This window comes from Variovorax sp. VRV01, assembly GCF_014852545.1.
GTDB classification, from domain to species: domain Bacteria; phylum Pseudomonadota; class Gammaproteobacteria; order Burkholderiales; family Burkholderiaceae_C; genus Variovorax; species Variovorax beijingensis_A.
The window spans coordinates 1-25,631 of the sequence record NZ_JACVBS010000007.1 but is presented as its reverse complement, the minus strand read 5'-3'; the positions used below and the strand labels follow the sequence as shown (position 1 = coordinate 25,631).

Below are 25,631 nucleotides of genomic sequence, written 5' to 3'. Positions count from 1 at the left end.
TGTCCTGGCGTTCAAGGTTCGGCCGAAGCCGCGGCGCGCCTCCAGGCCTCTTTGAGCGCCTGCTGGCTCTGCGGCGGCAGCACGCCGAGCCGCACATGGCCCGGCAGGCCGAATGATGCACAGTCTCGCAGCTTGATGCCTTCGGCGCGCAGCCGGGCGGCCAGCCGCGGGTAAGGCGCGTCGGTGCGCGCGCAGAAGAAGTTGGCGTCGCTCGGCAGGCACTGCCATCCCATCGATTCGCAAAGGGCGCGCTGCTGCGCTTTCCATTCGCGCAGGGTGCGCAGGCTTCGGGCGAGCCAGGCTTGGGCGGCGTCGCCGATCCAGGTCTCGAGCAGCGCCACGCCGTGCGCGCCCACCGGCCACGAGGGAGCCAGCCGCTCGAGGCGCTGCTTGAGCGGCGCGGCGGCATCGCCTTCGGGCGCGATGGCATAGGCGGCACGGACGCCCGTCAGGCCCATCGCCTTGTTCGGCGTCCACAGCTGCCAGACGCGGTTGCGCTGCGCTGCGTCGAGCGATGCCACGCCTTCGAGGCGCAGCGCTTCGTAGGCCAGGTCGAGCACGCAGGTGCCACCGGCCGCGGCGTGCTGCGCGAGATCGGGCTGTGCCTGGCCCAGCGGGCTCGAAGGCTCGCAGCACCAGCGCAGCGCCGCTTCGCCGCACGGCGCCGGCGGCCGCAGCACCTGAAGGCCCCAGGCCGATGCCGCACGCTCGTAGTCGCCGTAGCTGTGCGCCGGCAGCAAGACCTGCCGGCCGCGGCCCTGCACAAAGGCGGCGCTGATGCGGTGGATGAATTCGCTGGCACTGGCCGCGATCACGATGCGTTCGTCGGCCACGCCATGAAACTTTGCCAATGTTTGGCGCAGCGCCGTGTAGCCCGGGTCCGGATAGTGCGCAGCATCGGCCGCACGCAGCGCAGCAAGCACCGCGGGGCATGAGCCCGTGGCGTTGCCATTGGTCGAGAAATCGTGCCAGGCGGCGCCGGCCGCGTCGGGGCCGCCGTGCAGCAGGCCGGTGGATGTCGTGTGTTCGGGTGTCATGCCCTGGGGATTGCCGCGAAGAAGATCGCCAATGATGCACAAGCGGCCGTTGCCAGCACTGCCCTGCCGCCCCACTGCGCGGCCTGCTGCGTATCGGCCGCATCGGCGGGCCGCCCTTCGGCATTCAATGCATAGACGCCGGGCTTGGCGAGCCGCACGCCGAGCAGCAGCGCCATTGCCGCCATCGGCCAGCCGCTGTTGGGCGAGGGCGTGCGCTGCGCCTCGCGCGCCACGCCGCGCGGCCAACGCCATGCCGCAAGCGCAAGCAGCAGCACCGTGAGCCGTGCCGGCAGCCACGAGAGCACGTCGTCGGCACGCGCGGCCCATTTGCCGAACCAGGTCCAGTCGCGGCCATTGCGCTCGCCGCGATAGCCCCACATCGCATCGGCCGTGTTGGCGAAGCGGTAGACCGCCGCGCCCGGCAGGCCCAGCAGCACGAACCAGAACAGCGGCGCCACGAGCGAATCGTTGAGGTTCTCGGCCAGCGATTCGATGGCGCTTTCGCGCACCTCGCACTCGCTGAGTGCCGAGACGTCGCGGCTCACCAGCCGGGCGAGTTGCGCGCGGCCCGATTCCAGCGACACGGCCAGCGCCGCGTCCACGGCAAGCACTTCGGCGCGCAGCATGCGCCATGCGAAGAGCGACTTCAGCACCAGGGCCAGTACCACGGCCGCTGCCCAGCGGGGCAGCCACAGCGCCGCGCCCTCCACGGCCAGCGCCAGTGCGCCGACCAGCACTGCGCCCATGCCCCAGGCCAGCGCACCGGCCAGGAACAGCGGCAGATCGCGCGGCCTTGCATCGGCCGCCCGCGGTGCCATGCGGGAACCGATCCAGCCGAGATAGCGCCCCATCCACACCACGGGATGCCAGCGCGCGGCAGGCTCGCCCAGCCAGCGGTCGATGGCCAAGGCCAGCCACAGCGCCGCGACGGCGGGCACCGCTCAATCCTCGATGCCGCGCTGCGCCGGGATGCCGGCCTTGAATGCGTGCTTGACCATGGCCATCTCGGTCACGGTGTCGGCCAGCTCGACGATCTCGGGCGGGCAGCGCCGTCCGGTGAGCACCACATGCACGTGGCTCGGCCGCGCGCGCAGCGTTTCGAGCACGCCTTCGAGCGGCAGCCAGCCGTAGATCAGCGGGTAGGTGATCTCGTCGAGCACCACCAGGAAGAACTCGCCCGAAAGAATGGCCGCCCTGGCTTTTTCCCAGCCGTCGCGCGCGAGCTGGGCCGAGCGTTCGAGGTCCTGGCTCTTCCAGCTGAAGCCGTCGCCCAGCCCCTCGATCGGAATGCCGATCTGCTCGAACATGCGGTGCTCGCCAAAGCGCGCCGAGGGCACTTTCATGAACTGGTAGATCTTCACCGCCTTGCCGCGGCCGTGCGCGCGCAGCGCCAGGCCGAAGGCCGCGGTGCTCTTGCCCTTGCCGTCACCGGTGTTGACGATGACGATGCCGCGGCGTTCGCCTTCGGCTTTCTCGTAGGGCTTCTCGCTGGGGGGAGTTTCGATTTGCATGATGCGGGCTCTGTGTTGATGGTCGTCAGTTCGGCAGCGCGATCCACTGGTCGGCCACGCGGTGCACGCGGATGCGGTGGTCGAACACCTGTTCAAGCGCCGCGTGGGTGGCCGGGTCGCTGCTGCCGCCGTGGTGCACCACGCGCCCATGGTTCATCACCACAACCTCGTCGGCGGCCAGCGCCATCGGCAGTTCGTGCAGCACGCTGACCACGGTGCGGCCCTGGGCCACCAGCGCGCGCGTGGTCTGCATCCAGTCGGCCTGGTGCGGCGGGTCGAGGTTGGCGAGCGGCTCGTCCATCAGCAGCAGCTCGGCCTCGACCGCGAGCGCGCGCGCCAGCAGCACGCGCTGGCGTTCGCCGCCCGAGAGCTGGCCGAGCGGCCGTTCGCGCCACTCCCAGGCCTGGGTGCTGCGCAATGCGCGCTCCACCGCCGCGCGATCGGCCGTGCTCGGCGCCGCGAGCCAGCGCTGGTGCGGCAGGCGGCCGAGCATGGCGACGTCGTACACCATCAGGTCGTCGGCGCTGCCCTCGCCCGCCGCGCCGCTCTGGCCCAGCCACGAAAGGCGCTGCGCGCGGATGCGGCCCGGCACCCTGGCCGATGCGTCGCCGAAAAGAAAGACTTCGCCGCGGTGCGCGAGCAGGCCCGCCAGCGCCTTGAGCAAGGTCGACTTGCCCGCCCCGTTCGGCCCGACCACGCTGGTCCAGCGCGCGGCGCCGAGCTTCAGGTCGATGCCGTGCAGCACCTCGGTGTTGCCCAGCGTGGCGCTCAGGCCGCGGGCTTCGAGTGCGGGAATCCGACTCATGCCACACCGCCCCGCGCACCGCGCCTGTGCATCAGCCACAGCAGGTAGCTGCCGCCGAGCACGGCCGTGAGCACGCCCACGGGCAGTTCCTGCGGCGCGATGAGCCAGCGCGCCAGCAGGTCGGCGGCCATCAGCAGCAGCCCGCCCATCGCGGCCGACAGCACGATCAGCCCCGCGTGCGTGGTCTTGACCACGGAGCGCACGAGGTGCGGCGCGGCCAGCCCCACGAAGGCGATCAGGCCGGTCTGCGCCACGGCCGCGCCGGTGGCCAGTGCGAGCACCACCACCAGCGTGGCGCGCATCGCGCCCAGCGGCAAGCCGAGGCTGCGGGCCGTCGCTTCGCCGAGCGCCAGGCCGTCGAGCACCGGCGCAAGCGCCCAGCCCAGCAGCAGGCACACCGCGCCGACCGCGGCCATCACCGCGCAGGCGCTCCAGCCGACCAGGCCGGTGCTGCCGAGGATGAAGCCCTGGATGGCCTGCAGGATGTCGGCCGAGGCGATGGTGATCAGGTCCTTGGCGGCGCCGAGCACCACGCCGACGATCACGCCCGCGAGCAGCAGCCGCAGCGTCTGCTGCACGCCGCGCGCGAGCACCAGCGTGAGCATCACCGCGAGCACCGCCCCCACGAAGGCCGCGCCCGTGAGCCCCAGGCGCATCGCCCATTGCGTGCTGGCGGCCGAGCCGCCGAACAGCAGCAGCGCCACCGCCACGCCGAGCGAGGCGCCCGAGGCGCTGCCCAGCAGATAAGGGTCGGCCAGCGGGTTGCGGAACAGGCCCTGTGCCACCGAGCCCGCGAGCCCGAGCAGCGCACCCGCGAGCCAGGCGCCGAGCGTGCGCGGCAGCCGGATGTCCCAGACGATGCGCAGCGCCACCGGATCGCGCCACGCCGCCAGCAGGCTTTCGAAGCCGGTGCTGCCGATGCCCAGGCCGAGCAACGCCAGCGCACCGCCCAGCACCAGCAAGGCGATGCCGAAGAGCCAGACGCGGCGCTGATGGCGTGTGTGCATGAAGTCCACCCGGGCTCAGCCGGCCTTCTCCGCGATGCAGCGCGCCATCAGCCGTGCGGCCTCGTCCATGCGCGGGCCGGGGCGCACGAGCACGTCCGACTGCGCGGCGTCGAAGCGGCAGATGCGCCCTTCGCGCACCGCGCGGATGCCGCTCCAGCCCGGGCGCTGTTCCATGCCCGCCGCGCTGCGCACGCTGACCATGATGAGATCGGGATTGGCGCGCACCACATATTCGGGGTTGAGCTTGGGAAAAGGCCCGAGCGAAGCCGGCACGATGTTCTTCATGCCCAGCCGCGCAAGCGTCTCGCCGATGAAGGACGATTCGCCGGCCGCATAGGGCGCGCTGTTGACCTCGAAGTAGACGCGCTGGCCCCTCGCACGGGCCGGCAGCGATTGCGCCGCAGCCGACACGCTGGCATCGATCACGCGCCAGATGTTCGGCGCCTCATGGGTGCCCAGCACCTGGTCGAGCTTGTCGAGCACGCGCCGCACGTCGGCATGGCTCTTGGGTTCGAGCACCAGCACCTTGAGGCCCAGCGCCTCGAGCCGCTGCGTCACGCGCGACGACTTGGCGAGCAGCACCGCATCGGGCCGCAGCGCCACGATCGCCTCGACGTTCGGGTCGAGCCCGCCGCCCAGCTGCGGCAAGGCGCGCACCGCGCTCGGCGAGTTGGAGTAATTGTCGACGCCCACCAGCCGGGAACAGGCACCGAGTGCGCAGACCCCTTCGGTCAGCGACGGCAGCAGCGTGACGATGCGCTGCGGCGGCTGCGGCAGGCTCACCGCCACGCCGCGCTCGTCGACCACCTCGATGGCATGCGCGGCCAGCGCGAAGAGGCCAAGCCCAATGGCCGCGGACAAGCATCGAATCCAGCGGGCGGTCATGCAGGTGCCTTCAGGGTCAGCGGCAAGCCGGCCGCCATCAGCGTGACGCGATCGCAGGCGGTCGCCACGTCCTGGTTCATGCGGCCCAGCGCGTCGACGAAAGCGCGGGTTTCGCGGCCGAGCGGAATCACGCCCAGGCCGATCTCGTTGCCCACCAGCACCACCGGTCCGCGCGCCTCGCGTAGCGCCACGAGCAGCATCGCGGCATGCGCCGCCGGCGTGCGCGTGACCGGCTGCGCGGTCTCGCAGCGCAGCGGCATCAGCAGGTTGGTGAGCCAGAGCGTGAGGCAGTCGACCACCACCAGCGTCTCGGGCGAGCTCTGGGTGACGATGGCGCGCGCCAGCTCGACCGGTTCTTCCACGGTCCGCAGGGCGGGCACGCGGCGGGCGCGGTCGGCCTGGTGGCGCACGATGCGCTCCTGCATCTCGTCGTCGTGGGCCTGGGCGGTGGCAATCAGCACGGCGCGCCGCATTCCGGGCGCCTCGGCCAGCCAGTCGGCGGCGCGCTGCTCGGCGCGGCGCGACTTGCCGCTTTTCTGGCCACCGAGGATGAATTCGTGTTCAACGCGCATGCGCATCGGCCTCCGGGGTTTCGCGTTCGAGCTCGATCGGCATCGCGCCGAACAGGCTGGCCGTGGCTTCGGGGCTGGACGCGAACCACGCATGAAAATAGCTCGCCCGCACCGGGCCGTGCACATAGAAGGCCTCTCCGGCGCGGGCGTCCGCGCCCGGCCTGCCGGTGAAGGCCGCCGGCACCAGCGGCGTCTCGCAGCTCGAATAATGAAAGGTGTGGCCGCGCACGGTGTGGTCGCCAAGCTTGAGCTGCTGAGGACCCAGGCCGGCGAGCCGCTTGTGCATCGCCACCCGGCCGGGCAGCAGGCCCCAGAGCGCGTGCGATGCGCCATCGGCCGTCTCCAGTTGCTCGAACAGCGACATCATGCCGCCGCACTCGGCCCAGACCGGCCTGCCCGCGGCCACATGCGCGGCCAGCGCCGCGCGCAGGGAATCGCTGGCGGACAGCGCCTTGGCATGCAGTTCGGGGTAGCCGCCGGGCAGCCAGAGCGCATCGCATGCGGGCAGCGCATCGCCGGCGAGCGGTGAGAAGAACACGACCCGCGCGCCCAGCGCCGCCAGCACGTCGAGGTTGGCCGGATAGATGAAGGCAAAGGCCGCGTCGCGCGCGACCGCGATGGTGCGGCCCTGCAGCAGCGGATCGATGCGCGCCGGCGGCTCGGCCGGGGCAGCCTCGAAGCGTACCAGCGGCCATTCGGCAAGCGGCCGCTTGCCCAGAGGCGTGGCGGCCATCGCGTCGGCCGCCGCATCGAGCCGCGCCATCGCGTCGCCGAGTTCATGCGCGGCGACCAGGCCCAGGTGCCGCTCGGGCAGCTCGAAGCCGGCACCGCGCGGCAGGCTGCCGAGCCACTGCGCCGGTTCGCGCAAGGCCCCCTTCAGCATGCCGGCATGGCGTTCACCGGCCACGCGGTTGGCCAGCACGCCGGCCCAGGGCAGCGCGGGCCGGAAGTTCTGCAGGCCGTAGGCCAGCGCGCCGAAGGTGCCGGCCATGGCCTGTGCATCGATCACGGCCAGCACCGGCAGGCCGAAGCGCTCGGCCAGGTCCGCCGCGCTGGGACTGCCATCGAACAGGCCCATGACGCCTTCGACGATCAGCAGGTCGGCCTCGGCCGCCGCCGCATGCAGCCGCCGGCGGCAGTCGGCCTCGCCGGTCATCCAGAGGTCGAGCGAATGCACCGGCGCGCCGCTTGCAAGCGCCAGCCAGCAGGGGTCGAGAAAGTCGGGCCCGCACTTGAAGACCCGCACGCGCCGGCCCTGGCGCGCATGCAGCCGCGCCAGGGCGGCCGCGACCGTGGTCTTGCCCTGCCCCGAAGCCGGGGCCGCCACCAGCACGGCGGCGCAGGCGTGCGCAGCGACCGGTTCGCTGTTCGCGTCGTACTGGCTTATTGCGGTGTCCACTTCAGGCCGATGTAAGCGTTGCGGCCGCCGGTGGCGTAGCCGCGTGCAAGCGTGTAGTCCTTGTCGCCCACATTGTCGACGCGGGCCACCAGGCCGATGTCGCGCGTGATCTGCGTGCTGGCCACCAGGTTCAGCACGGTATAGCCGCCCAGCGTGCGCGTGTTGGCGGCGTCGTCGAAGCGCTTGCTCGACGATTGCAGCTCGGCGCCCAGCGTCCAGCCGGCAACGCGCCAGTCGGCGCCGAGCGTGCCGTGGCGGCGCGCGCGGCGTGCGAGCAGGTGGTCGGTGTCCAGGTCGCGCGGGTCCTGGAAGTCGAGCGATGCGCGCAATGTCACGTCGCCGATGCGGTGGCCGCCCGACAGCGTCACGCCCTGGTAGCGGGCCCGCGCCGTGCTGGCATAGCAGCCGAAGCTGGAGCGGCAGTTGGTGGCCGAGCCGTCGAACACGATCAGGTTCTCGACGCGGTTCTGGTAGACGACGATGCCCGCATGCGTGCCGCCGTCGGTGTACTGCAGGCCCAGTTCCACGTTGCGGCTCGACTCTGGCTTGAGGCTGGCCACGCCGTATTCGCTGAAGCGCTGGTACAGCGTGGGTGCGCGGAACGCCGTGCCGGCCGAGACGGTGGCGCGCAGCCGCGGCGTGATCGCGTAGCCATAGGCGGCGCTGCCGGTGGCCTTGCCGCCGAATTCGCTGTCGTCGTCATGGCGCACATGCAGCTGGAGCGAATGCGCGCCCTGCACGAAGCCATAGCCGAGCGAGACCGCATCCTGCGAGCGCTTGCTCGAGAACAGGCCGCTGCTGGTGGTGGGTGCATTCTCGAGCGCGTCTTCGCGGCGCTCGAGCGTGGCCGTCACCAGGTGCGGGCCGAAGCGGAACTCGTTCTGGAACAGGTAGCCGCGCAGGTTCGTCTCGGTGCGGTAGAACGATGGCTGGGTCTTGTAGACCGACTGCGAATCGGTCACCTGCACGCGCGTGCTGTAGATGTCGTTCCACTTGGCCGACCACGACAGCCCGGCCGTGCGCAGCGTGTTGTTCGAGATGTCGTTCCTGAAGAGGATCGGCGGCTTGGTCCTGAAGCTCACCGGCGGGTCGTAGCCGGCTTCCATGTCGCTGTACAGCAGCGTGGCTTCCAGCCGCTGGTTCGGCGTGAGCTGGTAGCCCAGGCGCAGGTTGCCGGCATTGCTGCGGTAGCCGTCGCGGTCGGGGCTGGTGAAGCCGTCCTTCGAGGGCGTGCGCTTGTCCATCGGCAGCACGTTGAAGCCCCGGCTTTCCTCGTGGGCCGCGCCCAGCGAGTAGTCGAAGGCACCCGATTTCCCGCTCACGCCCGCCTCCGCCTTGCGCAAGCCATGGCTTCCGAAGCCGATGCCCGCGTAGGGCGCCACGCCCTCTTCGCCGCGCTTCGTGAAGAGCTGGATCACGCCGCCCACGGCATCGGAGCCGTACACCGCGGCGGCCGGACCGCGCAGCACTTCGATGCGGTCGATCTGCGAGAGCGGAATGCTTTCCCAGCCGGCACCGCCGGTCGATTGCGAATCGACGCGCACGCCGTCGATGTAGACGGCCGTGAAGCGCGTCTCGGCGCCGCGGATGAACAGGCTGGTGGTGTTGCCCACGCTGCCGTTGCGCGTGATCTCGATGCCCGGCAGGCGCGCCAGCACGTCGGCCACGCCGACCGCGCCGCTGCGCTCGATGGTCTGGCGGTCGACCACGGACACGTCGCCCACCAGGTCCGACAGCGGCTGCGGCGTGCGGTTGGCTGTGACCACGGTTTCGCCGAGTGCCGGCGCATCCTGCTGGGCATGCGCGACGGCCGGCAGTTGAAGCAGCGCCATGCCGCCGAAGGCGGAGGCCAGCGCGAGCGGCAGGCAGGCAAGGCGGCGGCGCGCAGGCGAACGGCCGAGGGAAAGAAAACCACAGGAAGTCATGAATGGAGCGAACGAACGTCTATGCCCGTCGCCGGCTTCCCCGCCGGCGCTTGGACGCAATGGCTGCCTTGCGCGCCGAACCGAAAATCGATCGCGCATGCGGCAGCCGCCTCGTTGGCCGGTATCCGGGCTGGCAGTGCGACCCCACCGCCTTCCCAGGTGCCTGTTTCAGGGCACCCAGTGGCTTGATGGATGAGGTTGACGCTTGCGGCGTCGACTGCTTGACCGTTGCGGGGGCAGCGCAGGCGGCTTCGGCCTTGTTCCGTTTCCGGAGGGCGTTCACTCCTGCTTCCCGTTGAACCGCGGCGCGTGAACCACGCCGCAGGCACCAACGCGCAGGATTCTAGGGCCTGCGCCGGCACAGTAAGCCAAAAGTTGCGCAGCCTGTGCTTCGCCGGGAAACTACAATCGCCAACCATGCCCGCCTCCAGCCCCATCGACCAGATCGCCGAGCGTGTGGACCGCCTGCTCGTGCGTCATGAAGAGGTGCAGCGCACCAATGCGCTGCTGCAGGAGCAGGTCGAAGCGCTCACGCGCGAGCGCGATGCGCTGAAGTCGCGGCTGGCCGCGGCCCGCACGCGCCTCGATGCATTGCTCGAGCGGCTGCCGGCTGAACCCCCTTCCCAAGATTCCCCCGCATGAAGCAGATTGAAGTTCAGATCATGGGCCAGAGCTATCTGCTCGGCTGCCCCGACGGCGGCGAGGCGCAACTGCGCGAAGCCGTCGAGCGCGTGGACGCGGCCATGTGCAAGATCCGCGATGCCGGCAAGGTGAAGGCGCGCGACCGCATCGCGGTGCTCGCCTCGCTGAACCTGGCTTTCGACCTGGCGGCACAGCAAGCGGCCGCCGCGGCCGCGCCGCTTCCCGTGGCCGCGGCGTCCTCGGCCCCCTCGGCAGATGGCGGGGACGCCGACGCCAAGGCCGCCCAGCTCATTCAGAAACTCGATCAAGCCCTCGCGGGCGATGACCATTTACTCTGAGCGGAAGCACCCGGCCCGTCCGGGGCGTAAAATCCGAACTGTCTGCGGTGCGCGTCGGGCTTAATATTTCCTTGTTCCAATGCTCTCCGGAGCCGGGCTTGGTACATCGCTTGACGGGTGTGATCATCTCGCGTCAGATGAACCCGAAGTCTTGCTGCCCTCGCCCACCTGAACCCTGGTTCAGGATGCGGGTTCGGCGCCCACTTGCAGACACCTTTTTCCGTTCATACGGCCCCTGCATGCGCTGCACGGGGCCGTTGCTTTTTTTCAAGGCTTCGCTGCGTGACTTCCCTGCTCGACCCCCTCCTGATCGCCGAACTGGCCGCACTCGGCCTGGGCACCGGTTTCCTGGCGGGCCTGCTGGGCATCGGCGGCGGGATGCTCATGGTGCCGTTCATCACGATCATCATGGGGCACCGCGGGGTGGCCTCCGATCTCGCGGTGAAGATGGCGATCGCCACCTCGATGGCCACGATCATCTTCACCTCGGTGTCCAGCGTGCGCGCACACCACAAGCGCGGCGCGGTGCGCTGGGACATCGTGCGGCGCCTGGCGCCCGGCATCGTCATCGGCAGCCTGCTGGGCAGCCTGGGCGTGTTCGCGCTGCTCAAGGGCACGGTGCTGGCCATCGTCTTTGCGCTGTTCGTGGGCTTCTCGGCCACGCAGATGTTCCTCGACCGCAAGCCCAAGCCCACGCGCCAGATGCCGGGCACCGCGGGGCAGCTGTCGGCGGGCGGCGCCATCGGCTTCATCTCGGGCCTGGTCGGCGCGGGCGGGGGCTTCGTCAGCGTGCCGTTCATGACCTGGTGCAACATCTCCATCCACAACGCCGTGGCGACCAGCGCCGCGCTCGGCTTTCCGATTGCGGTGGCCAACGTGCTGGGCTACGTGGTGAGCGGACAGTCGGTGCAAGGCCTTCCGGCCGGCTCGTTCGGCTACATCTGGCTGCCCGCGCTCGCGGTCATTGCGGTGTGCAGCGTGCTCACCGCGCCGCTGGGTGCGAAGGCAGCGCACAACCTGCCGGTGAAGAAGCTCAAGCGCGTGTTCGCGAGCATCCTGTACCTGCTGGCGGCCTACATGCTCTGGAAGGGCCTGCAGGGCTGAGCCGCCGCGCGCCTTGAAAGCCCCTCGGCGGCCGGGTGGGATCCGTTGCGAGGCCGCGGCCCCGGCCGTATAACGGGCGCATGAAAATCCTCATTGCTGTCGACGGCAGCGCCTATACGCAGAAGGCGCTCAATTACCTGCTGGCCAACCGCGCGATGTTCGTGGATGGCCATGAGCTGGTCATCGTGCATGTCTGCACCGGTATCTCGGGCCATGTGGCGCGCCACCTCAGCAAGGAGGTGATCGCCGATTACTACGCCGAGGAAAACGCCAAGGTGCTCGACCCCGTGGCGGCCTTGCTTGCGCAGAACAGCGTGAGCAACTACACGATCGACAAGCGCCATGGCCATGCGGCCGAGGAAATCCTCAAGTCGGCGGCGGCTGCGCATGCGCAGCTGATCGTGCTCGGTACCCATGGCCACGGCATCATCGGCCGCGCGCTGATGGGCTCGGTGGCCACCAAGGTGATCTCCGAGACCGACACCTCGGTGCTGCTGGTGCAGTAGCCGGGCTTTTCTCTTCTTTCCCCTCTTATTGCACGCGCTGCTGCCGCCATTCGCGCGGCGCGAGGTGGTTCCCGTGCTGCACGGTGCTGAAGGCCGACGACCAGAGCGACGAATACATCAACTGCCATGCGGGCAGCGGGCTCATGAACGGGCCGGGCGCAGCGTAGCGGGCCCCTCGCTCCGGGGATGCCGTAGGATGCGCGGCCCTACACAAAGGCAAGGACCCGACCATGTGGAGCGATCTCGACAGCCTCGTCGAAGCCTCGATGCAGGAATGGAAAGTACCGGGACTCGCGCTGGCCGTCATCCAGGACGGCGACATCGCCGTGCTCAAGGGCTACGGCGTGCGCGACATCGACACGGGCCTGCCCGTGACCATCGACACGCAATTCCTGCTGTGCTCGATCACCAAGTCGTTCACCGCGGCCGGACTCGGCCTGCTGGTGGACGAACGCAAGCTCGACTGGGACCGGCCGGTGCGCGAGGTGATTCCCGAATTCCGCCTGCACGATCCGGTGGCGACCGAGCGGCTGACCGTGCGCGATCTGCTGTGCCATCACAGCGGGCTGCCGCGGCATGACTGGATCCACATGCCCGGCGACCTGGGCAATGCGCAGATGCTGGCCGCGCTCAGGCACCTTGCACCCAGCAAGGACCTGCGCGACACCTTCCAGTACTCGAACCTCGGCTACCTGGTCGCCGGCATGGTCACCGAGCGGATCAGCGGCCAGAGCTACCAGGACTTCACCACCGAGCGCCTGATGAAGCCGCTGGGCTTCAGCCGCTTCGGCTTCTCCATCGAGGCCCTCGCGGCCGCCGAAGACGCCGCCCGTCCCCATGCGATGGACGGCGATGAGCGCTACCGCACGCCGCTGTCGCCGATCCGCGCGACGCCGGCCGGCGGCATCAACGCCTCGGTGGCCGATCTTGCGAAATGGGCACGCTTTCTCCTCGACGGCAAGGCGCATGGACGGCAACTGCTTTCGCCTCAGGCGCTGCGCGAAATGACGACCCCGCGCGTGCACATGGGGCGCTCCCCTTACGCCGAGATCGGCGACTCGCACTACGGCCTCGGGCTCTTCTGCGAGCAGTACCGCGGCGAGCGCACCGTCGCGCACTCGGGCTCGTGGACCGGCTGGAGCACGCTCATGACGATGCAGCCCGAGCGTCGCGCAGGCATCGTGGTGCTGACGAACCGCACACCGGGGAGCGTCCAGGCAATCCTCACCTACGCCGTGCTCGACCGCATCTGCGGCCGCGAGCCGGTCGACTGGTTCGAGCGCCTGGCCCCCAAGCGCAGGCAGGCCATCGAACAGCAGGCGCTCGACCGGAAGGCGGGCGCGGAAGTCCGCAGGAGCGGAACCCACCCGAGCCATCCGCTCGATGACTATGCCGGCGACTACGAGCACCCGGCCTACGGGCGCCTGCGCATCGACAGGGAGGCGGACGGGCTCGCATGGCGCTGGCGCGGCATCGAGGAAAAGCTCGAGCACCGCCACTACGACGTGTTCATCACCCCCGACCGTCCGACGGTGCTGCACCCCAGCAACCGGACGCTCACCTTCCGCTACGACCGGCAAGGCCGCATCGATCGCATCGAGATTCCATTCGAGGAGATGGTGGACGACATCGTGTTCCTTCGCGCTCCGGCCGGCGACGTGCTGGACCCGGCGTTCCGGCAACTGTGCGCCGGCGACTACCTGCACAGCGGCCGTGTGATCGAGATCAGGCTCGACGCGCGCGGCGAGCTTGCCATGACGATTCCGGGTCAGCCGACCTATCGCCTGCTGCCGGCCGATGGACGCAGCTTCCGCGTCGACACGCTCGAGGGCTTCGGCGTGGAATTCCGCCGGCCTTCGCCCGACGCGGTGGACGCGCTCATCTTCCACGAACCCCGCGTCACCGCGCTCGCACCGAGGGTGGCAGGGCCCTAGGCGAACAGCCCCTTGTGCTGCTCCCGCAGCAACGCCTTCTGCACCTTGCCCATGGTGTTGCGCGGCAGCTCGGGCACGACGAAGCAGCGCTTGGGAATCTTGAAGTTCGCGAGCTTCGACTTGAGTTCCGCCACGATGGCATCGGGCTCGAGCACCCCGCCCGCCTTGGCGATCACGATGGCCACGCCCACCTCGCCGAAGTCAGGGTGCGGCACGCCGACCACCGCGCTTTCGGCCACGCCGGGCAGCTCGTTGATGTAGCCCTCGATCTCGGCGGGATAGACGTTGTAGCCGCCGCTGATGATCAGGTCCTTGCTGCGTCCGACGATGGTGACGTAGCCTCGGCCGTCGATCTTGCCGACGTCGCCGGTCTTGAAGAAGCCATCGGCGGTGAACTCTTCCTTCGTTTTCCCCGGCATGCGCCAGTAGCCCGCGAACACGTTGGGGCCGCTGACCTCGATGTTGCCGATCTCGTCGGTGGTGCAGTCGCGGCCGGCGTCGTCGCGCACGCGCAGCCGCACGCCCGGCAGCGGAAAGCCGACCGTGCCGCCGCGACGCTCGCCCTGGGCGGGGCTGTAGGGGTTGGAGGTGAGCATGATGGTCTCGCTCATGCCGTAGCGCTCCAGGATGGTGTGGCCGGTGCGTTCGCGCCATTCATCGAAGGTCTCGATGAGCAGCGGCGCGGAACCGGCGATGAAGAGCCGCATGCTGCGAACCGCCTCGCGCGTGAGGCCGGGCTCGGCCAGCAAGCGCACGTAGAGCGTGGGCACGCCCATGAACACGGTGGCCTCGGGCAGCTTCTCGACCACGCGCTTCGGGTCGAACCTGGAAAACCAGATCATCTTGCTGCCGTTGAGCAGCGCACCATGGAGCGCAACGAAGAGGCCGTGCACGTGGAAGATCGGCAGCGCATGGATCAGTACGTCGCCCTCCGTCCAGCCCCAGTAGTCCTTGAGCACCCCGGCGTTCGACAGCAGGTTGCCATGCGTGAGCATCGCGCCCTTGCTGCGGCCGGTGGTGCCGCTGGTGTAGAGGATGGCGGCCAGGTCGTTTGCGTTCTTGCGCGCCATCTCATGCCGATCGCTGCATTGCGCGGCAAGCTCCAGCAGCGTGCCGGTGCGGTCGTCGTCCAGCGTGAACACGTGCCGGGTGCCCGCCGCACTCGCGATGGGTCCGACCCACGCGGCATTGCGGCTGGTGCACACCACCACGGCCGGCTCCGCGTTGCCGATGAAGTATTCGATCTCGGCGCTCTGGTAGGCGGTGTTGAGCGGCAAGAAGACGTAACCGGCGCGCAGCGTGGCGAGGTAGAGGATCATTGCCTCGACCGATTTCTCGACCTGCACCGCGATGCGGGCGCCCTCCTCCAGTCCCAGCGCGCCGAACAGGTTGGCCATCATTGCGCTGGCGCGGTCGAGGTCTTGCCACGAATAGAACAGGCCGTTGTCGGTTTCCACGGCCGTGCGGCCGAGGTCGGCGGGAAAGGCCGCGCGCAGGGCGGCAAACAGGTTGGAATTGGCTTTCGTCTTCATCTGGCAGGTACTTCGGAAATTCGGTGTGCGCTGGGCGTGCAAGCTTGCGGCGGCGCGTTACTCCAGCTTGGCGCCCGAGGCCTTCACCACCGCGGCCCAGCGCTTGATCTCGGAATTCACGAAGCCGCCGTACGGGGCCATGGTGAGGTTCGGGATCTCGGAGCCATTCTGGGTCCAGATGGCCTTGAGCTCATCGCTCGCCAGGGCCTTCTTCATGCTGTCGACGATGCGTGCCTGCAGGTCGGCCGGCGTGCCCTTGGGCGCCCACAGGCCGTACCAGGTGGTGACGGTGTAGTCGGGCAGGCCGACCTCTGCCGCGCAGGGCACGTCGGGGAACGCGGGGTTGCGCTTGCTGCCGGCAACCATCAGCGCCTTGATGCGCCCGCCCTTGATGTGCTGGGCCGAAGAGCCGAGGCCGTCGAACATCAGGTCGACGTTGCCGGCGATCAGGTCGGACAGCGCCGGTCCCGCGCCGCGGTAGGGAATGTGCGTGATGAAGGTGCCGGTCTGCAGCTTGAACAGCTCGCCCGCCAGGTGGTGCGAGGTGCCCGCGCCGGCCGAGCCGTAGTTGAGCTTGCCGGGGCTGCGCTTGGCGGCGGCAACCAGTTCCTGCAGCGTATTGGCCGTGACGCGGCGCGGATTGACCACCACCACCTGCGGCACGTTGGCCAGCAGCATCAGCGGCACGAAGTCTTTCTCGAGGTCGTAGTCGAGCTTGGGGTAGATCGACGGCGCGATCGCGTGGTGCACGGCGCCCATGAAGAGCGTGTAGCCATCGGGCTGGGCCTTGGCGGCGATGCTGGCCCCCACGGTGCCGCCCGCGCCGCCGCGGTTGTCGATGACCAGCGTCTGGCCCGTGACCTTGGCGAACTGGGCCGACAGCGGGCGCGCAAAGGCGTCGGTGCCGCCGCCGGCCGGGAACGGCACGACCATGTTGACCGGCCGCGTCGGCCAATTACCTCCCTGCGCCCCTGCCCCGCCGCACAGAACGGCTGCACCGGCTGCTGCCAGGCGCAGCACCTCGCGTCGCTGAAAACTCTGAGTCATCTGTCATCTCCTGTCGTTGTAGATTGCCGCACCATGCGGGCCGGCGCATCAGGCGCCGGACTTCTTTGCAGAACTCAGCCTTTTTTGAAGAACAGGCTTTCCACATCCCCCGAAACCGCCACCTTGCCCTCGGAGATCCATGCGCGATGCTTGTCGAGGCGCTTGAGATCGTAGAGGTAGTTGACCATCAGGCCGTAGGACTGCTTCAGGCCCTTGGGCGACGGGTCGCCGGCCCAGTTGAGGCGCTCCACGCGCGCCCCGTTGCCCAGGTGAAAGCGCGCCACGGGATCGGCCGGCGTGCCGTCGATCAGCGTGCGGCCCAGGTATTCGGCCGCGGCCTGCAGGAGCCACTGGCGCAAAGGCGACCTGGCATCGAGCGTGGCCGGCGCCTCCACCGCGGCAAGCAGCCGCTCGGCGGTCGGCGGCAGCGAGCCGACGAGGCGGCCGAGCTCGGCCTCGCGCTTTTCGTCCAGCCGCGGCAGCAGCTCGGCGGCATTCCTGGCAAGCCAGGCGCGAAACCCCGGGATCGGCGACAGCGTGGCAAAGGTCTTCAGGCGCGGCAGCTCTTCCTGCAGCGTCTCGACCACGCGCTTGATGAGCGAATCGCCAAAGCTCACGCCGCGCAGCCCGTTCTGGGTGTTGCTGATCGAATAGAAGATGGCCGTGGTGGCCTTGGCCGGCTGGATCGGCACGGCGGCTTCGTCGAGCAGCGGCGTGATGCCGTCGCTGATGCGGTCGACCAGCGCCACCTCGACGAAGATCAGCGGCTCGTTGGGCAGCCGCGGATGGAAGAAGCCGTAGCAGCGGCGGTCGCTGTCGTCGAGCCGGTTCTTCACGTCGGTCCAGCTCTTGATGTCGTGCACGGCCTCGTAGCGGATCAGCTTCTCGATCAGCGAGGCCGGCGAATGCCAGTCGATGCGGCGCAGTTCGAGGAACGCGACGTCGAACCAGGTGGAGAACAGATGCTCCAGCTCGGCGTCGAGCGCGATCAGCCGCTTGTCCGACTTGAGGAAAGGCAGCAGTTCGGCGCGCAGATCGACCAGGAAGCGCATCCCCTCGGGCTCCACCGCAAAGCGCTGCAGCAGGCGCATGCGCGGCGACACCAGCGCGCGCCGCAGCCGCAGCTCGGCCTGGCCTTCGTCGGGTGTTCCGACGGCGGCCTGGTGCTGGTCGCGCGCGGACTTGAGCTTGTGCGGGTCGGCAGCGAAATGCTCGCTCATGAGCGCCCAGTAGTCGCGCCGCTCCTCGGGCGTGGCGGCGGCATATTCGCGTGCAATGGCATGGGCCCGGCGTCCGCCCTCGACCTCGCTCACGCGCGGATCGATCACGGCCTGCAGGGCCGTGAGCACGCGGCGCAGCGCGCGCGGCGACAAGGCTTCGTCGGCCTTGCGCAGCGTGGCCTGCAGCCGCTCGGCGGTCGAGCGCATGCTGGGTTTTGCGGCCGTCCTGGGTGCGCCGCGGGCCGCGCCATCGGATGCCACGGGCACCTTGGCGGCGGCCTTTTCGCCGGACTTCTCGCCAGAGCGCAATCGCGCCTGGAACCACTCGGTCGCACTCATCGACAAACTCCAATGCTGTGTGCTGCGGGGATGCCTTCTTCTTTCAGGCCGTTCACGACATCACCCTGGATTTCTGTTGCCGCGCCACCGCGCGCAGCGCCTCGCGCTGCCGTGTCAGGTGCGTGCGCATGGCCGCGTCCGCGCCCTCGCTGTCGCGCGCCTTGAGCGCCGCGAACACCGCCAGGTGCTCCGACAGGCTCTGCTCGAGCCGGCCCGGCGCATGCAGTTGCTGAAGCCGCGCCAGCTTGAGAATTTTGCGCAGATCGCCAATCACCTGTGCCAGCCACTTGTTATCGGCCAGCTGGATGATGGCCTCGTGGATCAGGTGGTTGGTGGCGTAGTAGTCGTTGATGCGCTTGGCCTTGGCGTGGCGCACCAGCCGTTCGTGCAGCACGTCGAGTTCGCTCAGCTCCGCATCGCTGGCGTTGCGGGCCGCCTCGTAGGCGCAGCGGCCTTCGAGCAGCGCGATGACCGGGAATATCTCGTCCAGATCGCGCTCCGTCACCTCGCGCACGAAGCAGCCGCGCCGCGGCTCGTGGCGCAGCAGGCCTTCGGCCGTGAGCACCTTGAGCGCCTCGCGCAAGGGTGTGCGCGAAATCGACAGCCGCTCGCACAGCGCGGCCTCGTCCAGGAAACTGCCCGGCACCAGCGCGCCCGCGAAGATCTGCTCGCGCAGCGTGGCAGCGACTTCGTCGTGCAGGGAGTTGGGGACCAGGCGCATGGCGGCTGAAGGAAAAATCGGCTGGCGTAATTTTCTGTAATTACGCGTAATTGTGAGGCGCCCTTACGGGAGCCGCAAGGGTCGCGCACCCCATGCGCGGCCCGTGCTTACCCTGAGGGCCCGATGCTCAGGCGCTCGCCGGCTGGCGGCGCTGCGCGGCCCAGATCCACAGGCCGATGCCGAAGACCACCATCGGCACGCTGAGCCACTGCCCCTGGCTCAGGTTCAGCGCGCGCAGGCCCAGGAAATCGTCGGGCTCGCGGAAGTACTCGGCAACGAAGCGCAGCACGCCGTAGCCGATCAGGAACACCGCGGCCACCTGCCCCTGCCTGCGTTCCTTGCGGGCGTAGAGCCACATGATGACGAACAGCAGAAGCCCCTCGAGCAGGAACTGGTACACCTGCGAAGGATGGCGCGGCAGCATCGAGCCGCTCTGCGGAAACACCATGCCCCAGGGCAGGTCGGGGCTGCTGAAGCGCCCCCAGAGCTCGCCGTTGATGAAGTTGCCGACACGGCCCGCCGCCAGGCCCGTGGGCACGCAGGGCGCCACGAAGTCCATCACCTGCCAGAACGGCCGCGCGCGCGAATGCGCGAACCAGACCATCGCGCCGATCACGCCGAGGAGGCCGCCATGGAAGCTCATGCCGCCCTGCCATACATAGAGGATCTCGAGCGGATGCGAGAGGTAGAACTCGGGCTTGTAGAAAAGGCAATAGCCGAGCCGCCCGCCCACGATGACGCCCATCACGCCCAGAAAGAGAATGTCCTCGATGTCCTTGCGCTGCCAGGCGCCCTGGCCGACCAGCGAGCGGTACGGTTCGTGGTGCAGCCGGCGCGTGCCGAGAAAATAGAACAGCGCGAACGCGGCCAGATAGGTCAGGCCGTACCAGTGGATGGCCACGGGCCCGAGCTGCAGGGCGACGGGATTGATCTGCGGATACATGAGCATGGCGCAGATTGTGCCCGGCCCAAATGTCGCGGCCGGCGCGGGGTTTCGCGAGGCGACGCGAAAGTGCGCGAAGCTTGGGGCAGATCCACGTCACCGCGTGGTGTAGCCACCGTTGGCAAAGATCGTCTGGCCGGTGATCCACCAGCCTTCGGTGACCAGGAAGCGCACGATGGGTGCGATGTCCTCGATGTCGGTCAGGCCCTTCCTGGAGAACTTGCTGAGCGCCGCCGCGCTGCTGTGGTACTCGACGGCCTCTTTGCTTTCCTGGCCGTAGAAGAACGGCGTGTCCATCGGTCCGGGGCCGATGGCATTGACCGAGATGCCGCGCTCGCCGAACTCCTTGGAAGCTGCGCGCGTGTAGTGCTCCACCGCCGCCTTCGAGGCCGGATAGATCGCGTAGAACGGCGTGTAGGCCGCGAGCAGCGAGCTCACCAGCGACACGATGCTGCCGCCGTCGGCCAGCGTGCGGCCGGCCTGCTGGATGAAGAAGAACGCGGCCTTGGCGTTGGCGTCGAAGCTGCGGTCGTAGTCGGCTTCGGTGACATCGAGGATCGGCTTCTTGATCACCACGCCCGCGGTGTTGATGGCGATGTCGACCTGCCCGAAGTGCTGCACGGCCTGGTCGAACAGCCTGACGTTGTTCTCCACCACGGCAAGGTCGCCCTGCACCAGCAGCGTGCCGGCGCCCTTGGCCTCGAGTTCGGCGGCGGTCTTCTCGGCCTCCTTGCGCGAGGCGTCGCTGTTGTAGTGGATCGCGATGCCGCGGGCACCGCCGTCGACCAGTTGATGGCCGATGAGCGCGCCGAGGTTCTTGCCGCCGCCGGCGACGACGGCAACCTTGTTCTTGAGAGTGCGTGCGGACATGGAATGACCTCCTGCTGAAGAGCGTTGATGTGAATCGGGAAGCTTCAGTCTATTGATGGCAACTTCTGGAATAAATCAACAATTCAGCGCTAGACTGTTCTGATAATCGCAAACAATCCAGACAGCACGCATGGACCGCATCGACCTCCTCAAGGTGTTCCTGCGCGTGGCCGAAACCGGCAGCTTCACGCGTGCGGCCGATCGGCTCGCGCTGCCGCGCGCCACCATTTCCACGGCGGTGCAGCAGCTCGAGGCGAAGCTGGGCTCGCGCCTCCTGCACCGGACCACGCGGCGCGTCGGCCTCACGCCCGACGGCGAGGTCCTGCTGGAACGGGCCCGTACGCTGGTGGCCGACATGGAAGACATCGAGCAGCAGTTCCTGCCGTCGCGCAGCCAGGTGAGCGGACGGCTCAAGGTCGACGTGCCGAGCCGCATCGCGCGGCGGCTCATTGCGCCGGCGCTGCCGGACTTTTTCGAACGCTATCCGGCGATCGAGCTCGAACTCGGCTCCAGCGACCGCGCCGTGGACCTGGTGCTCGAAGGCGTCGACTGCGCGCTGCGCGTGGGTCCGTTGGCCAGCAGCAGCCTGGTGGCGCGGCCGCTTGGGCATTTCACGCTGATCAATTGCGCGAGCCCGGCCTACCTTGCGCGCCATGGCACGCCGCGCACGCCGGCGGACCTGCCGGAGCACACCGCGGTCAACTACGCCTCGCCGACCAGCGGCCGCGCGGCGCCGTGGGAGTGGCAGCGCGACGGCGAGACCGCGGCGCTGCGCATGCGCAGCCAGGTGAGCGCAAACAACGCCGAGACCTACATCGCCTGCGCGCTGGCGGGGCTGGGGCTGATCCAGATCCCGGCCTACGACGTGCGCGAACACCTCGCGGCCGGCGAGCTGGCCGAGGTACTGCCCGAGGCGCGCGCCCAGCCGCTGCCGGTGCACCTGGTCTATCCGCACCGGCGCAATCTCTCGCGCCGCATGCAGGCCTTCGCAGGCTGGCTCGAGACGCTGCTCGCCGCCTCGCTTGATGCGTCGCCGGCCGGCGCACGAGCGCCGCGCAGGTAGGCAGGCCTACGCCGGTCCCGTGCGCTCGCGCACGAATTCCACGAAGCGCGCCAGCGCCGGATGCGCGGCCTGCGCAGGCCACACGAGGCTGGTTTCGCAGGCCGGCAGCGCCACGCGGCGCCGGCCCGCGCCCTTGAACTCGCCGGCCTCCCGATAGACCACCCCGGCGCGCCGGAACTGCATCACGCTGTGCGGCACCCAGGCCACGCCGATGCCGCCCGACACCAGGTTGACGATGGTCTGCATCTGGATCGCCTCCTGCGCCACCTGCGGCGTGCGCCCCGCCGCGTGATAGAGGTCGAAGACCGCATCGTGCAGCGACGGCACGATGCGGCGCGGAAAGATCACAAGCGGTTCGTCCAGCACCTCGGCCAGCGGCACGGGCCGCGCACGCGCGAGCCGGTGCTGCGACGGCAGCGCCAGCACCAGCGCCTCCTCCTCCACCGGCAGGCGCGCCAGACCGGGCGGCGCGGCGCCTGGCGAATGCAGCATCAGGCCGGCGTCGATCTCGCCGCGCGCAAGGGCCTCGAGCTGCACGTCGCCCGTGGCTTCGACCAGTTCGAGCGCCACCTCCGGACAGCGCACGCGGAATTCGCGCACCCAGGCCGGCAACTGCTCGAAACCGACGGTCGAGACGAAGGCGATGCGCACGCGCCCCACCTGCCCCGCTGCCGCCGCGCGGGCCCGCGCCGGCAGCGCCTGGGCGCGCGCCAGCAGCTCGCGCACGTCGGGCAGCAGCGCCTCCGCGGCCGGCGTGAGCGCGACGCGCCGGCGCGTGCGGTCGAACAGCACGACGCCCAGCGTTTTCTCGAGCTGGGCGATGGCCTGCGTCACCGGCGGCTGGGTCATGTGCAGCCGCAGCGCGGCGCGGCCGAAGTGCAGCTCCTCGGCCACGGCCACGAACTGGCGCCATGCGCGCAGGTCGATCAAGGCATCTTTCATATGCCAAGCATATCAATCGGCGCGAAAAAATGGATTGGAATGAATCAATGAGAAGTCCGATACTTGGAATTCCCCTCGATCTCCCCCACGACACAAGAGACACCATGGACACCAAACCCATCCAGATCAACCGCCGCAGCGCCAACATCGTCGAAGGCAAGAGCCGCGCGCCCAACCGTTCGATGTTCTACGCCATGGGTTACGAAGAGGCCGACTTCAAGAAGCCGATGGTCGGCGTCGCCAATGGTCACAGCACCATCACGCCCTGCAACTCGGGCCTGCAGAAGCTGGCCGACGCGGCCATCGAGGGCATCGAGGAAGCCGGCGGCAACGCGCAGGTGTTCGGCACCCCCACCATCTCCGACGGCATGGCCATGGGCACCGAAGGCATGAAGTACTCGCTGGTGAGCCGCGAGGTCATCTCCGACTGCATCGAGACCTGCGTGGGCGGCCAGTGGATGGACGGCGTGCTGGTGGTCGGCGGCTGCGACAAGAACATGCCGGGCGGCCTCATGGGCATGCTGCGCGCCAACGTGCCGGCCATCTACGTCTACGGCGGCACCATCCTGCCGGGCCGCTACAAGGGACAGGACCTCAACATCGTGAGCGTGTTCGAGGCCGTGGGCCAGAATGCCGCCGGCAACATGAGCGACGAAGACCTGCACGAGATCGAGAAGCGCGCGATTCCCGGCACCGGCTCCTGCGGCGGCATGTACACGGCCAACACCATGTCCAGCGCCTTCGAGGCGCTCGGCATCTCGCTGCCCTACTCGTCGACCATGGCGAACCCGCACGACGAGAAGGCCAACTCGGCCAAGGAATCGGCCAAGGTGCTGATCGAGGCCATCAAGAAAGACATCAAGCCGCGCGACATCGTGACCAGGAAGGCCATCGAGAACGCGGTGGCCGTGATCATGGCCACGGGCGGCTCCACCAACGCGGTGCTGCACTTCCTGGCCATTGCGCACGCGGCCGGGGTCGAGTGGTCCATCGACGATTTCGAGCGCATGCGCAAGAAGGTGCCGGTGATCTGCGACCTGAAGCCCTCGGGCAAGTACCTCGCGGTCGACCTGCACCAGGCCGGCGGCATCCCGCAGGTCATGAAGGTGCTGCTGAACGCGGGCCTGCTGCACGGCGACTGCATCACCATCACGGGCCAGACGATCGCCGAAGTGCTGAAGGACGTGCCCGACGTGCCGCGTGCCGACCAGGACGTGATCCGCCCGATCGACAAGCCGATGTACGAAGAAGGCCACCTGGCCATCCTCAAGGGCAACCTGTCGCCCGAAGGCGCGGTCGCCAAGATCACCGGCCTCAAGAACCCGGTCATCACCGGACCGGCGCGCGTGTTCGACGACGAGCAGTCGGCGCTCAAGGCCATCCTCGACGGCAAGATCAAGGCCGGCGACGTGATGGTGCTGCGCTACCTCGGCCCCAAGGGCGGCCCGGGCATGCCCGAGATGCTGGCGCCCACGGGCGCGCTGATCGGCGCGGGCCTCGGCGAAAGCGTGGGCCTGATCACCGACGGCCGCTTCTCGGGCGGCACCTGGGGCATGGTGGTGGGCCACGTCGCGCCCGAAGCGGCGGCGGGCGGCACCATCGCCTTCGTGAACGAGGGCGACTCGATCACCATCGACGCGCACAAGCTGGTGCTCGAGCTCAACGTGCCCGAAGCCGAGCTGGCCAAGCGCCGCGAAGGCTGGACGCCGCCGGCGCCGCGCTACACGCGCGGCGTGCAGGCCAAGTTCGCGTTCAATGCCTCGAGCGCCAGCTCGGGCGCGGTGCTCGACAAGTTCTGAGGCCGACGGGCGATCAGGGCCTGCCGGTCAGCGCTTGGGGCGTTGGCCCTTGCTGCCGGGCAGGCCCATGTTGCTGCGCTGGCGGTCGATGCGCGCCTGCTTGCGCGCTTCCTCGCGCTCGATGACCTTGCGCTTGGTGTAGCCCGACGAATCGGCCCAGGCCCACCACGCCACGGCCATGGCAAAGGGCGACAGCACGATCCACCAGCTCCAGCCGGCCACCATGCCCACCTCGAAGTACTTGAGGCCCACGCCGAGCAGGCCCAACAGCAGAAAAAGCATCGCGAATCCTTCCGGGTTTTTGTTGGCAACGCTTCCGGACGCCGGTCCACGGCGCTACCTACAATCGCGTTGCATCGAATGTAACCCAGCCATTACGAACAAAGCCCCATGAAAAGACTCCTGTCATTCGCGGTTCTCGGCCTCGGCCTGGCGGCGCCCGCCTTTGCCGACCTGGCGCTGGCGACGTCGAAGAACTGCATGAGCTGCCATGCGGTGGACCGCAAGGTGCTCGGCCCCGCCTTCAAGGACGTGGCCGCCAAGTACAAGGGCAACGCCGGTGCCGTCGACATGCTGGCGGCAAAGATCATCAAGGGCGGCTCGGGCGTGTGGGGGCCGTTGGCGATGCCGGCCAACACCCAGGTCAGCGAAGCCGACGCCAAGAAGCTGGCGGCCTGGGTGCTGCTGGCGCGCTGACGCGGCTCTTCAGATCCGCGGATCGATGTCCGTGGGCAGCGGCTTGCGCTCGATGCGGTCTTCGAGCTGGCCGATGTGCGCGGCCACGGTGTTGTCGGACTGCTCCGAGCGCTGGCGGATCACGCTCTCGACCTGCCCCAGCCGCGTCAGCAGTGCGGCATGCCGGTCGGCGTTCTGCGCCATGTGCTTGGTTTCCTGCGCCTCGAGGAAATTGCGCAGTTCGGTGAAGCGCGAGGCCTCGGCCTTGTCGGCCAAGTCGCGCTGCACCTGCATTTCCCTGTTGTGGCGCTTGGCGTCGAGCAGCACAGAGCTGTGCAGGTACAGAACATAGACCAGGAAGAACACGCCGAGGGCCACCGTCAGCCCCAGCATCATGAGGCCCAGCGGCGCGGACACGGTCATGAAGCCCAGCGACACCGGCACCGGTGACGAGAGCGTGCCCCAGTTGAGCGCGGCGAGCGCCGCGATCAGCAGCAGGATGACGAACAGGAAAGCAGATCTCACGCCCATGGGGGCCTCCTTCGTAAAGATCGAACACAGTGAACTCGCCATGCACGTCGAGGTGCATGGCAACTGCGCCGGTTTTACCTCAGGCCGCGGGCCGCAAAGGCCCCTGCTTCCCACTAACGGCCATGTCCTACAGATCGAATCAGTTGGTCTGTGACAACTGTTCCAGAATCGCCGGATTTTCCAGCGTCGAGATGTCCTGCGTGATGGCCTCGCCCTTGGCGATGCTGCGCAGCAGGCGCCGCATGATCTTGCCGCTGCGCGTCTTGGGCAGGTTCTCGCCGAAG

At 68.9% G+C, this 25,631-nt stretch carries 26 protein-coding genes and 1 riboswitch; of the genes, 8 read left to right on the top strand and 18 right to left on the bottom strand.

Going from position 1 to position 25,631, the window contains the following annotated elements; translation table 11 throughout:
• Nucleotides 1–11: 11 nt before the first annotated feature.
• Genes IB278_RS13900 through IB278_RS13860 form a run of 9 tightly spaced genes read right to left on the bottom strand, consistent with a single transcriptional unit; the run spans nt 12 to nt 9,141 of the window.
• Nucleotides 12–1,037 carry an aminotransferase class I/II-fold pyridoxal phosphate-dependent enzyme gene (locus IB278_RS13900; protein ID WP_192323686.1) on the bottom strand — a complete coding sequence of 342 codons (1,026 nt, stop codon included), beginning with the start codon at nt 1,035–1,037 and terminating at the stop codon, nt 12–14.
• On the bottom strand, nt 1,034–1,975 hold the full coding sequence (gene cbiB / locus IB278_RS13895; protein ID WP_192323685.1) for an adenosylcobinamide-phosphate synthase CbiB: 942 nt from the start codon (nt 1,973–1,975) through the stop codon (nt 1,034–1,036). The genes IB278_RS13900 and cbiB overlap by 4 nt, the downstream gene beginning before the upstream one ends.
• A 3-nt stretch (nt 1,976–1,978) precedes the next feature.
• Entirely contained in the window at nt 1,979–2,644 is a 666-nt protein-coding gene (cobO, locus tag IB278_RS13890) for a cob(I)yrinic acid a,c-diamide adenosyltransferase (protein ID WP_263864250.1), read from the bottom strand.
• The gene (locus tag IB278_RS13885) at nt 2,574–3,353 is read right to left on the bottom strand and encodes an ABC transporter ATP-binding protein (RefSeq protein WP_192323683.1); all 780 of its coding nucleotides are present in this window, start codon (nt 3,351–3,353) and stop codon (nt 2,574–2,576) included. The genes cobO and IB278_RS13885 overlap by 71 nt, the downstream gene beginning before the upstream one ends.
• On the bottom strand, nt 3,350–4,360 hold the full coding sequence (locus tag IB278_RS13880) for a FecCD family ABC transporter permease (RefSeq protein WP_145746541.1): 1,011 nt from the start codon (nt 4,358–4,360) through the stop codon (nt 3,350–3,352). Before IB278_RS13880 ends, IB278_RS13885 begins: the two co-directional genes overlap by 4 nt.
• Nucleotides 4,361–4,375: 15 nt before the next feature.
• On the bottom strand, nt 4,376–5,245 hold the full coding sequence (locus IB278_RS13875) for an ABC transporter substrate-binding protein (protein WP_145746540.1): 870 nt from the start codon (nt 5,243–5,245) through the stop codon (nt 4,376–4,378).
• Entirely contained in the window at nt 5,242–5,817 is a 576-nt protein-coding gene (locus tag IB278_RS13870; RefSeq protein ID WP_186454253.1) for a bifunctional adenosylcobinamide kinase/adenosylcobinamide-phosphate guanylyltransferase, read from the bottom strand. Before IB278_RS13870 ends, IB278_RS13875 begins: the two co-directional genes overlap by 4 nt.
• On the bottom strand, nt 5,807–7,216 hold the full coding sequence (locus IB278_RS13865; protein WP_192323682.1) for a cobyrinate a,c-diamide synthase: 1,410 nt from the start codon (nt 7,214–7,216) through the stop codon (nt 5,807–5,809). The genes IB278_RS13870 and IB278_RS13865 overlap by 11 nt, the downstream gene beginning before the upstream one ends.
• Nucleotides 7,201–9,141, bottom strand: coding sequence for a TonB-dependent receptor domain-containing protein (locus tag IB278_RS13860; RefSeq protein ID WP_192323681.1), 1,941 nt, complete (start codon nt 9,139–9,141; stop codon nt 7,201–7,203). The genes IB278_RS13865 and IB278_RS13860 overlap by 16 nt, the downstream gene beginning before the upstream one ends.
• A 98-nt stretch (nt 9,142–9,239) precedes the next feature.
• Nucleotides 9,240–9,489: riboswitch (cobalamin riboswitch) on the bottom strand.
• A 69-nt stretch (nt 9,490–9,558) separates the two neighbouring features.
• Here IB278_RS13860 and IB278_RS13855 point away from each other — a divergent pair.
• The 5 genes from IB278_RS13855 (at nt 9,559) to IB278_RS13835 (ending at nt 13,665) form a co-directional block, all read left to right on the top strand.
• A complete protein-coding gene (locus IB278_RS13855) occupies nt 9,559–9,783 on the top strand; it encodes a DUF904 domain-containing protein (protein WP_145746536.1) in 225 nt (74 codons plus the stop codon).
• A complete protein-coding gene (locus tag IB278_RS13850; protein WP_145746535.1) occupies nt 9,780–10,121 on the top strand; it encodes a cell division protein ZapA in 342 nt (113 codons plus the stop codon). The genes IB278_RS13855 and IB278_RS13850 overlap by 4 nt, the downstream gene beginning before the upstream one ends.
• A 282-nt stretch (nt 10,122–10,403) precedes the next feature.
• A complete protein-coding gene (locus IB278_RS13845) occupies nt 10,404–11,225 on the top strand; it encodes a sulfite exporter TauE/SafE family protein (protein WP_145746534.1) in 822 nt (273 codons plus the stop codon).
• Nucleotides 11,226–11,305: 80 nt separating this feature from the next.
• Complete coding sequence (locus IB278_RS13840) at nt 11,306–11,731, top strand: universal stress protein (protein WP_145746533.1); 426 nt, start codon at nt 11,306–11,308, stop codon at nt 11,729–11,731.
• 230 nt (nt 11,732–11,961) lie between these two features.
• Entirely contained in the window at nt 11,962–13,665 is a 1,704-nt protein-coding gene (locus IB278_RS13835; RefSeq protein ID WP_192323680.1) for a serine hydrolase, read from the top strand.
• Here the strand turns inward: IB278_RS13835 and IB278_RS13830 are convergent.
• The 6 genes from IB278_RS13830 to IB278_RS13805 all read right to left on the bottom strand — a co-directional run bounded on the left by IB278_RS13830 (nt 13,662) and on the right by IB278_RS13805 (nt 20,337).
• Complete coding sequence (locus IB278_RS13830) at nt 13,662–15,197, bottom strand: malonate--CoA ligase (protein WP_145746531.1); 1,536 nt, start codon at nt 15,195–15,197, stop codon at nt 13,662–13,664. The two genes, IB278_RS13835 and IB278_RS13830, sit on opposite strands and share 4 nt — an antisense overlap.
• Nucleotides 15,198–15,254: 57 nt before the next feature.
• A complete protein-coding gene (locus IB278_RS13825) occupies nt 15,255–16,244 on the bottom strand; it encodes a Bug family tripartite tricarboxylate transporter substrate binding protein (protein WP_145746530.1) in 990 nt (329 codons plus the stop codon).
• A 74-nt stretch (nt 16,245–16,318) separates the two neighbouring features.
• Nucleotides 16,319–17,803: a malonyl-CoA decarboxylase gene (locus IB278_RS13820; protein ID WP_145746529.1), complete on the bottom strand. Its 1,485-nt coding sequence runs from the start codon at nt 17,801–17,803 to the stop codon at nt 16,319–16,321.
• A gap of 52 nt (nt 17,804–17,855) precedes the next feature.
• Complete coding sequence (locus IB278_RS13815) at nt 17,856–18,524, bottom strand: GntR family transcriptional regulator (RefSeq protein ID WP_145746528.1); 669 nt, start codon at nt 18,522–18,524, stop codon at nt 17,856–17,858.
• Nucleotides 18,525–18,651: 127 nt separating this feature from the next.
• A complete protein-coding gene (gene lgt / locus IB278_RS13810; RefSeq protein WP_145746527.1) occupies nt 18,652–19,473 on the bottom strand; it encodes a prolipoprotein diacylglyceryl transferase in 822 nt (273 codons plus the stop codon).
• 90 nt (nt 19,474–19,563) lie between these two features.
• Nucleotides 19,564–20,337, bottom strand: a complete 774-nt coding sequence (locus tag IB278_RS13805) for an SDR family oxidoreductase (RefSeq protein WP_192323679.1) — start codon at nt 20,335–20,337, stop codon at nt 19,564–19,566.
• 130 nt (nt 20,338–20,467) lie between these two features.
• On the opposite strand from IB278_RS13805, the gene IB278_RS13800 reads away from it, so the two are divergent.
• Nucleotides 20,468–21,400 carry a LysR family transcriptional regulator gene (locus IB278_RS13800; protein ID WP_192323678.1) on the top strand — a complete coding sequence of 311 codons (933 nt, stop codon included), beginning with the start codon at nt 20,468–20,470 and terminating at the stop codon, nt 21,398–21,400.
• Nucleotides 21,401–21,406: 6 nt separating this feature from the next.
• On the opposite strand, the gene IB278_RS13795 is transcribed toward IB278_RS13800, so the two are convergent.
• Nucleotides 21,407–22,342, bottom strand: coding sequence for a LysR family transcriptional regulator (locus IB278_RS13795; protein WP_192323677.1), 936 nt, complete (start codon nt 22,340–22,342; stop codon nt 21,407–21,409).
• A 104-nt stretch (nt 22,343–22,446) separates the two neighbouring features.
• Between IB278_RS13795 and ilvD the strand changes: the two genes are divergently transcribed.
• The gene (ilvD, locus tag IB278_RS13790; protein WP_192323676.1) at nt 22,447–24,141 is read left to right on the top strand and encodes a dihydroxy-acid dehydratase; all 1,695 of its coding nucleotides are present in this window, start codon (nt 22,447–22,449) and stop codon (nt 24,139–24,141) included.
• 27 nt (nt 24,142–24,168) lie between these two features.
• Here ilvD and IB278_RS13785 read toward each other — a convergent pair whose 3' ends face one another.
• The gene (locus IB278_RS13785) at nt 24,169–24,423 is read right to left on the bottom strand and encodes a TIGR04438 family Trp-rich protein (protein ID WP_145746522.1); all 255 of its coding nucleotides are present in this window, start codon (nt 24,421–24,423) and stop codon (nt 24,169–24,171) included.
• A 108-nt stretch (nt 24,424–24,531) separates the two neighbouring features.
• Between IB278_RS13785 and IB278_RS13780 the strand changes: the two genes are divergently transcribed.
• Nucleotides 24,532–24,837: a c-type cytochrome gene (locus IB278_RS13780; protein WP_012747637.1), complete on the top strand. Its 306-nt coding sequence runs from the start codon at nt 24,532–24,534 to the stop codon at nt 24,835–24,837.
• Between the two features lie 9 nt (nt 24,838–24,846).
• On the opposite strand, the gene IB278_RS13775 is transcribed toward IB278_RS13780, so the two are convergent.
• On the bottom strand, nt 24,847–25,347 hold the full coding sequence (locus tag IB278_RS13775) for a LapA family protein (protein ID WP_145746520.1): 501 nt from the start codon (nt 25,345–25,347) through the stop codon (nt 24,847–24,849).
• Between the last annotated feature and the right edge of the window lie 284 nt (nt 25,348–25,631).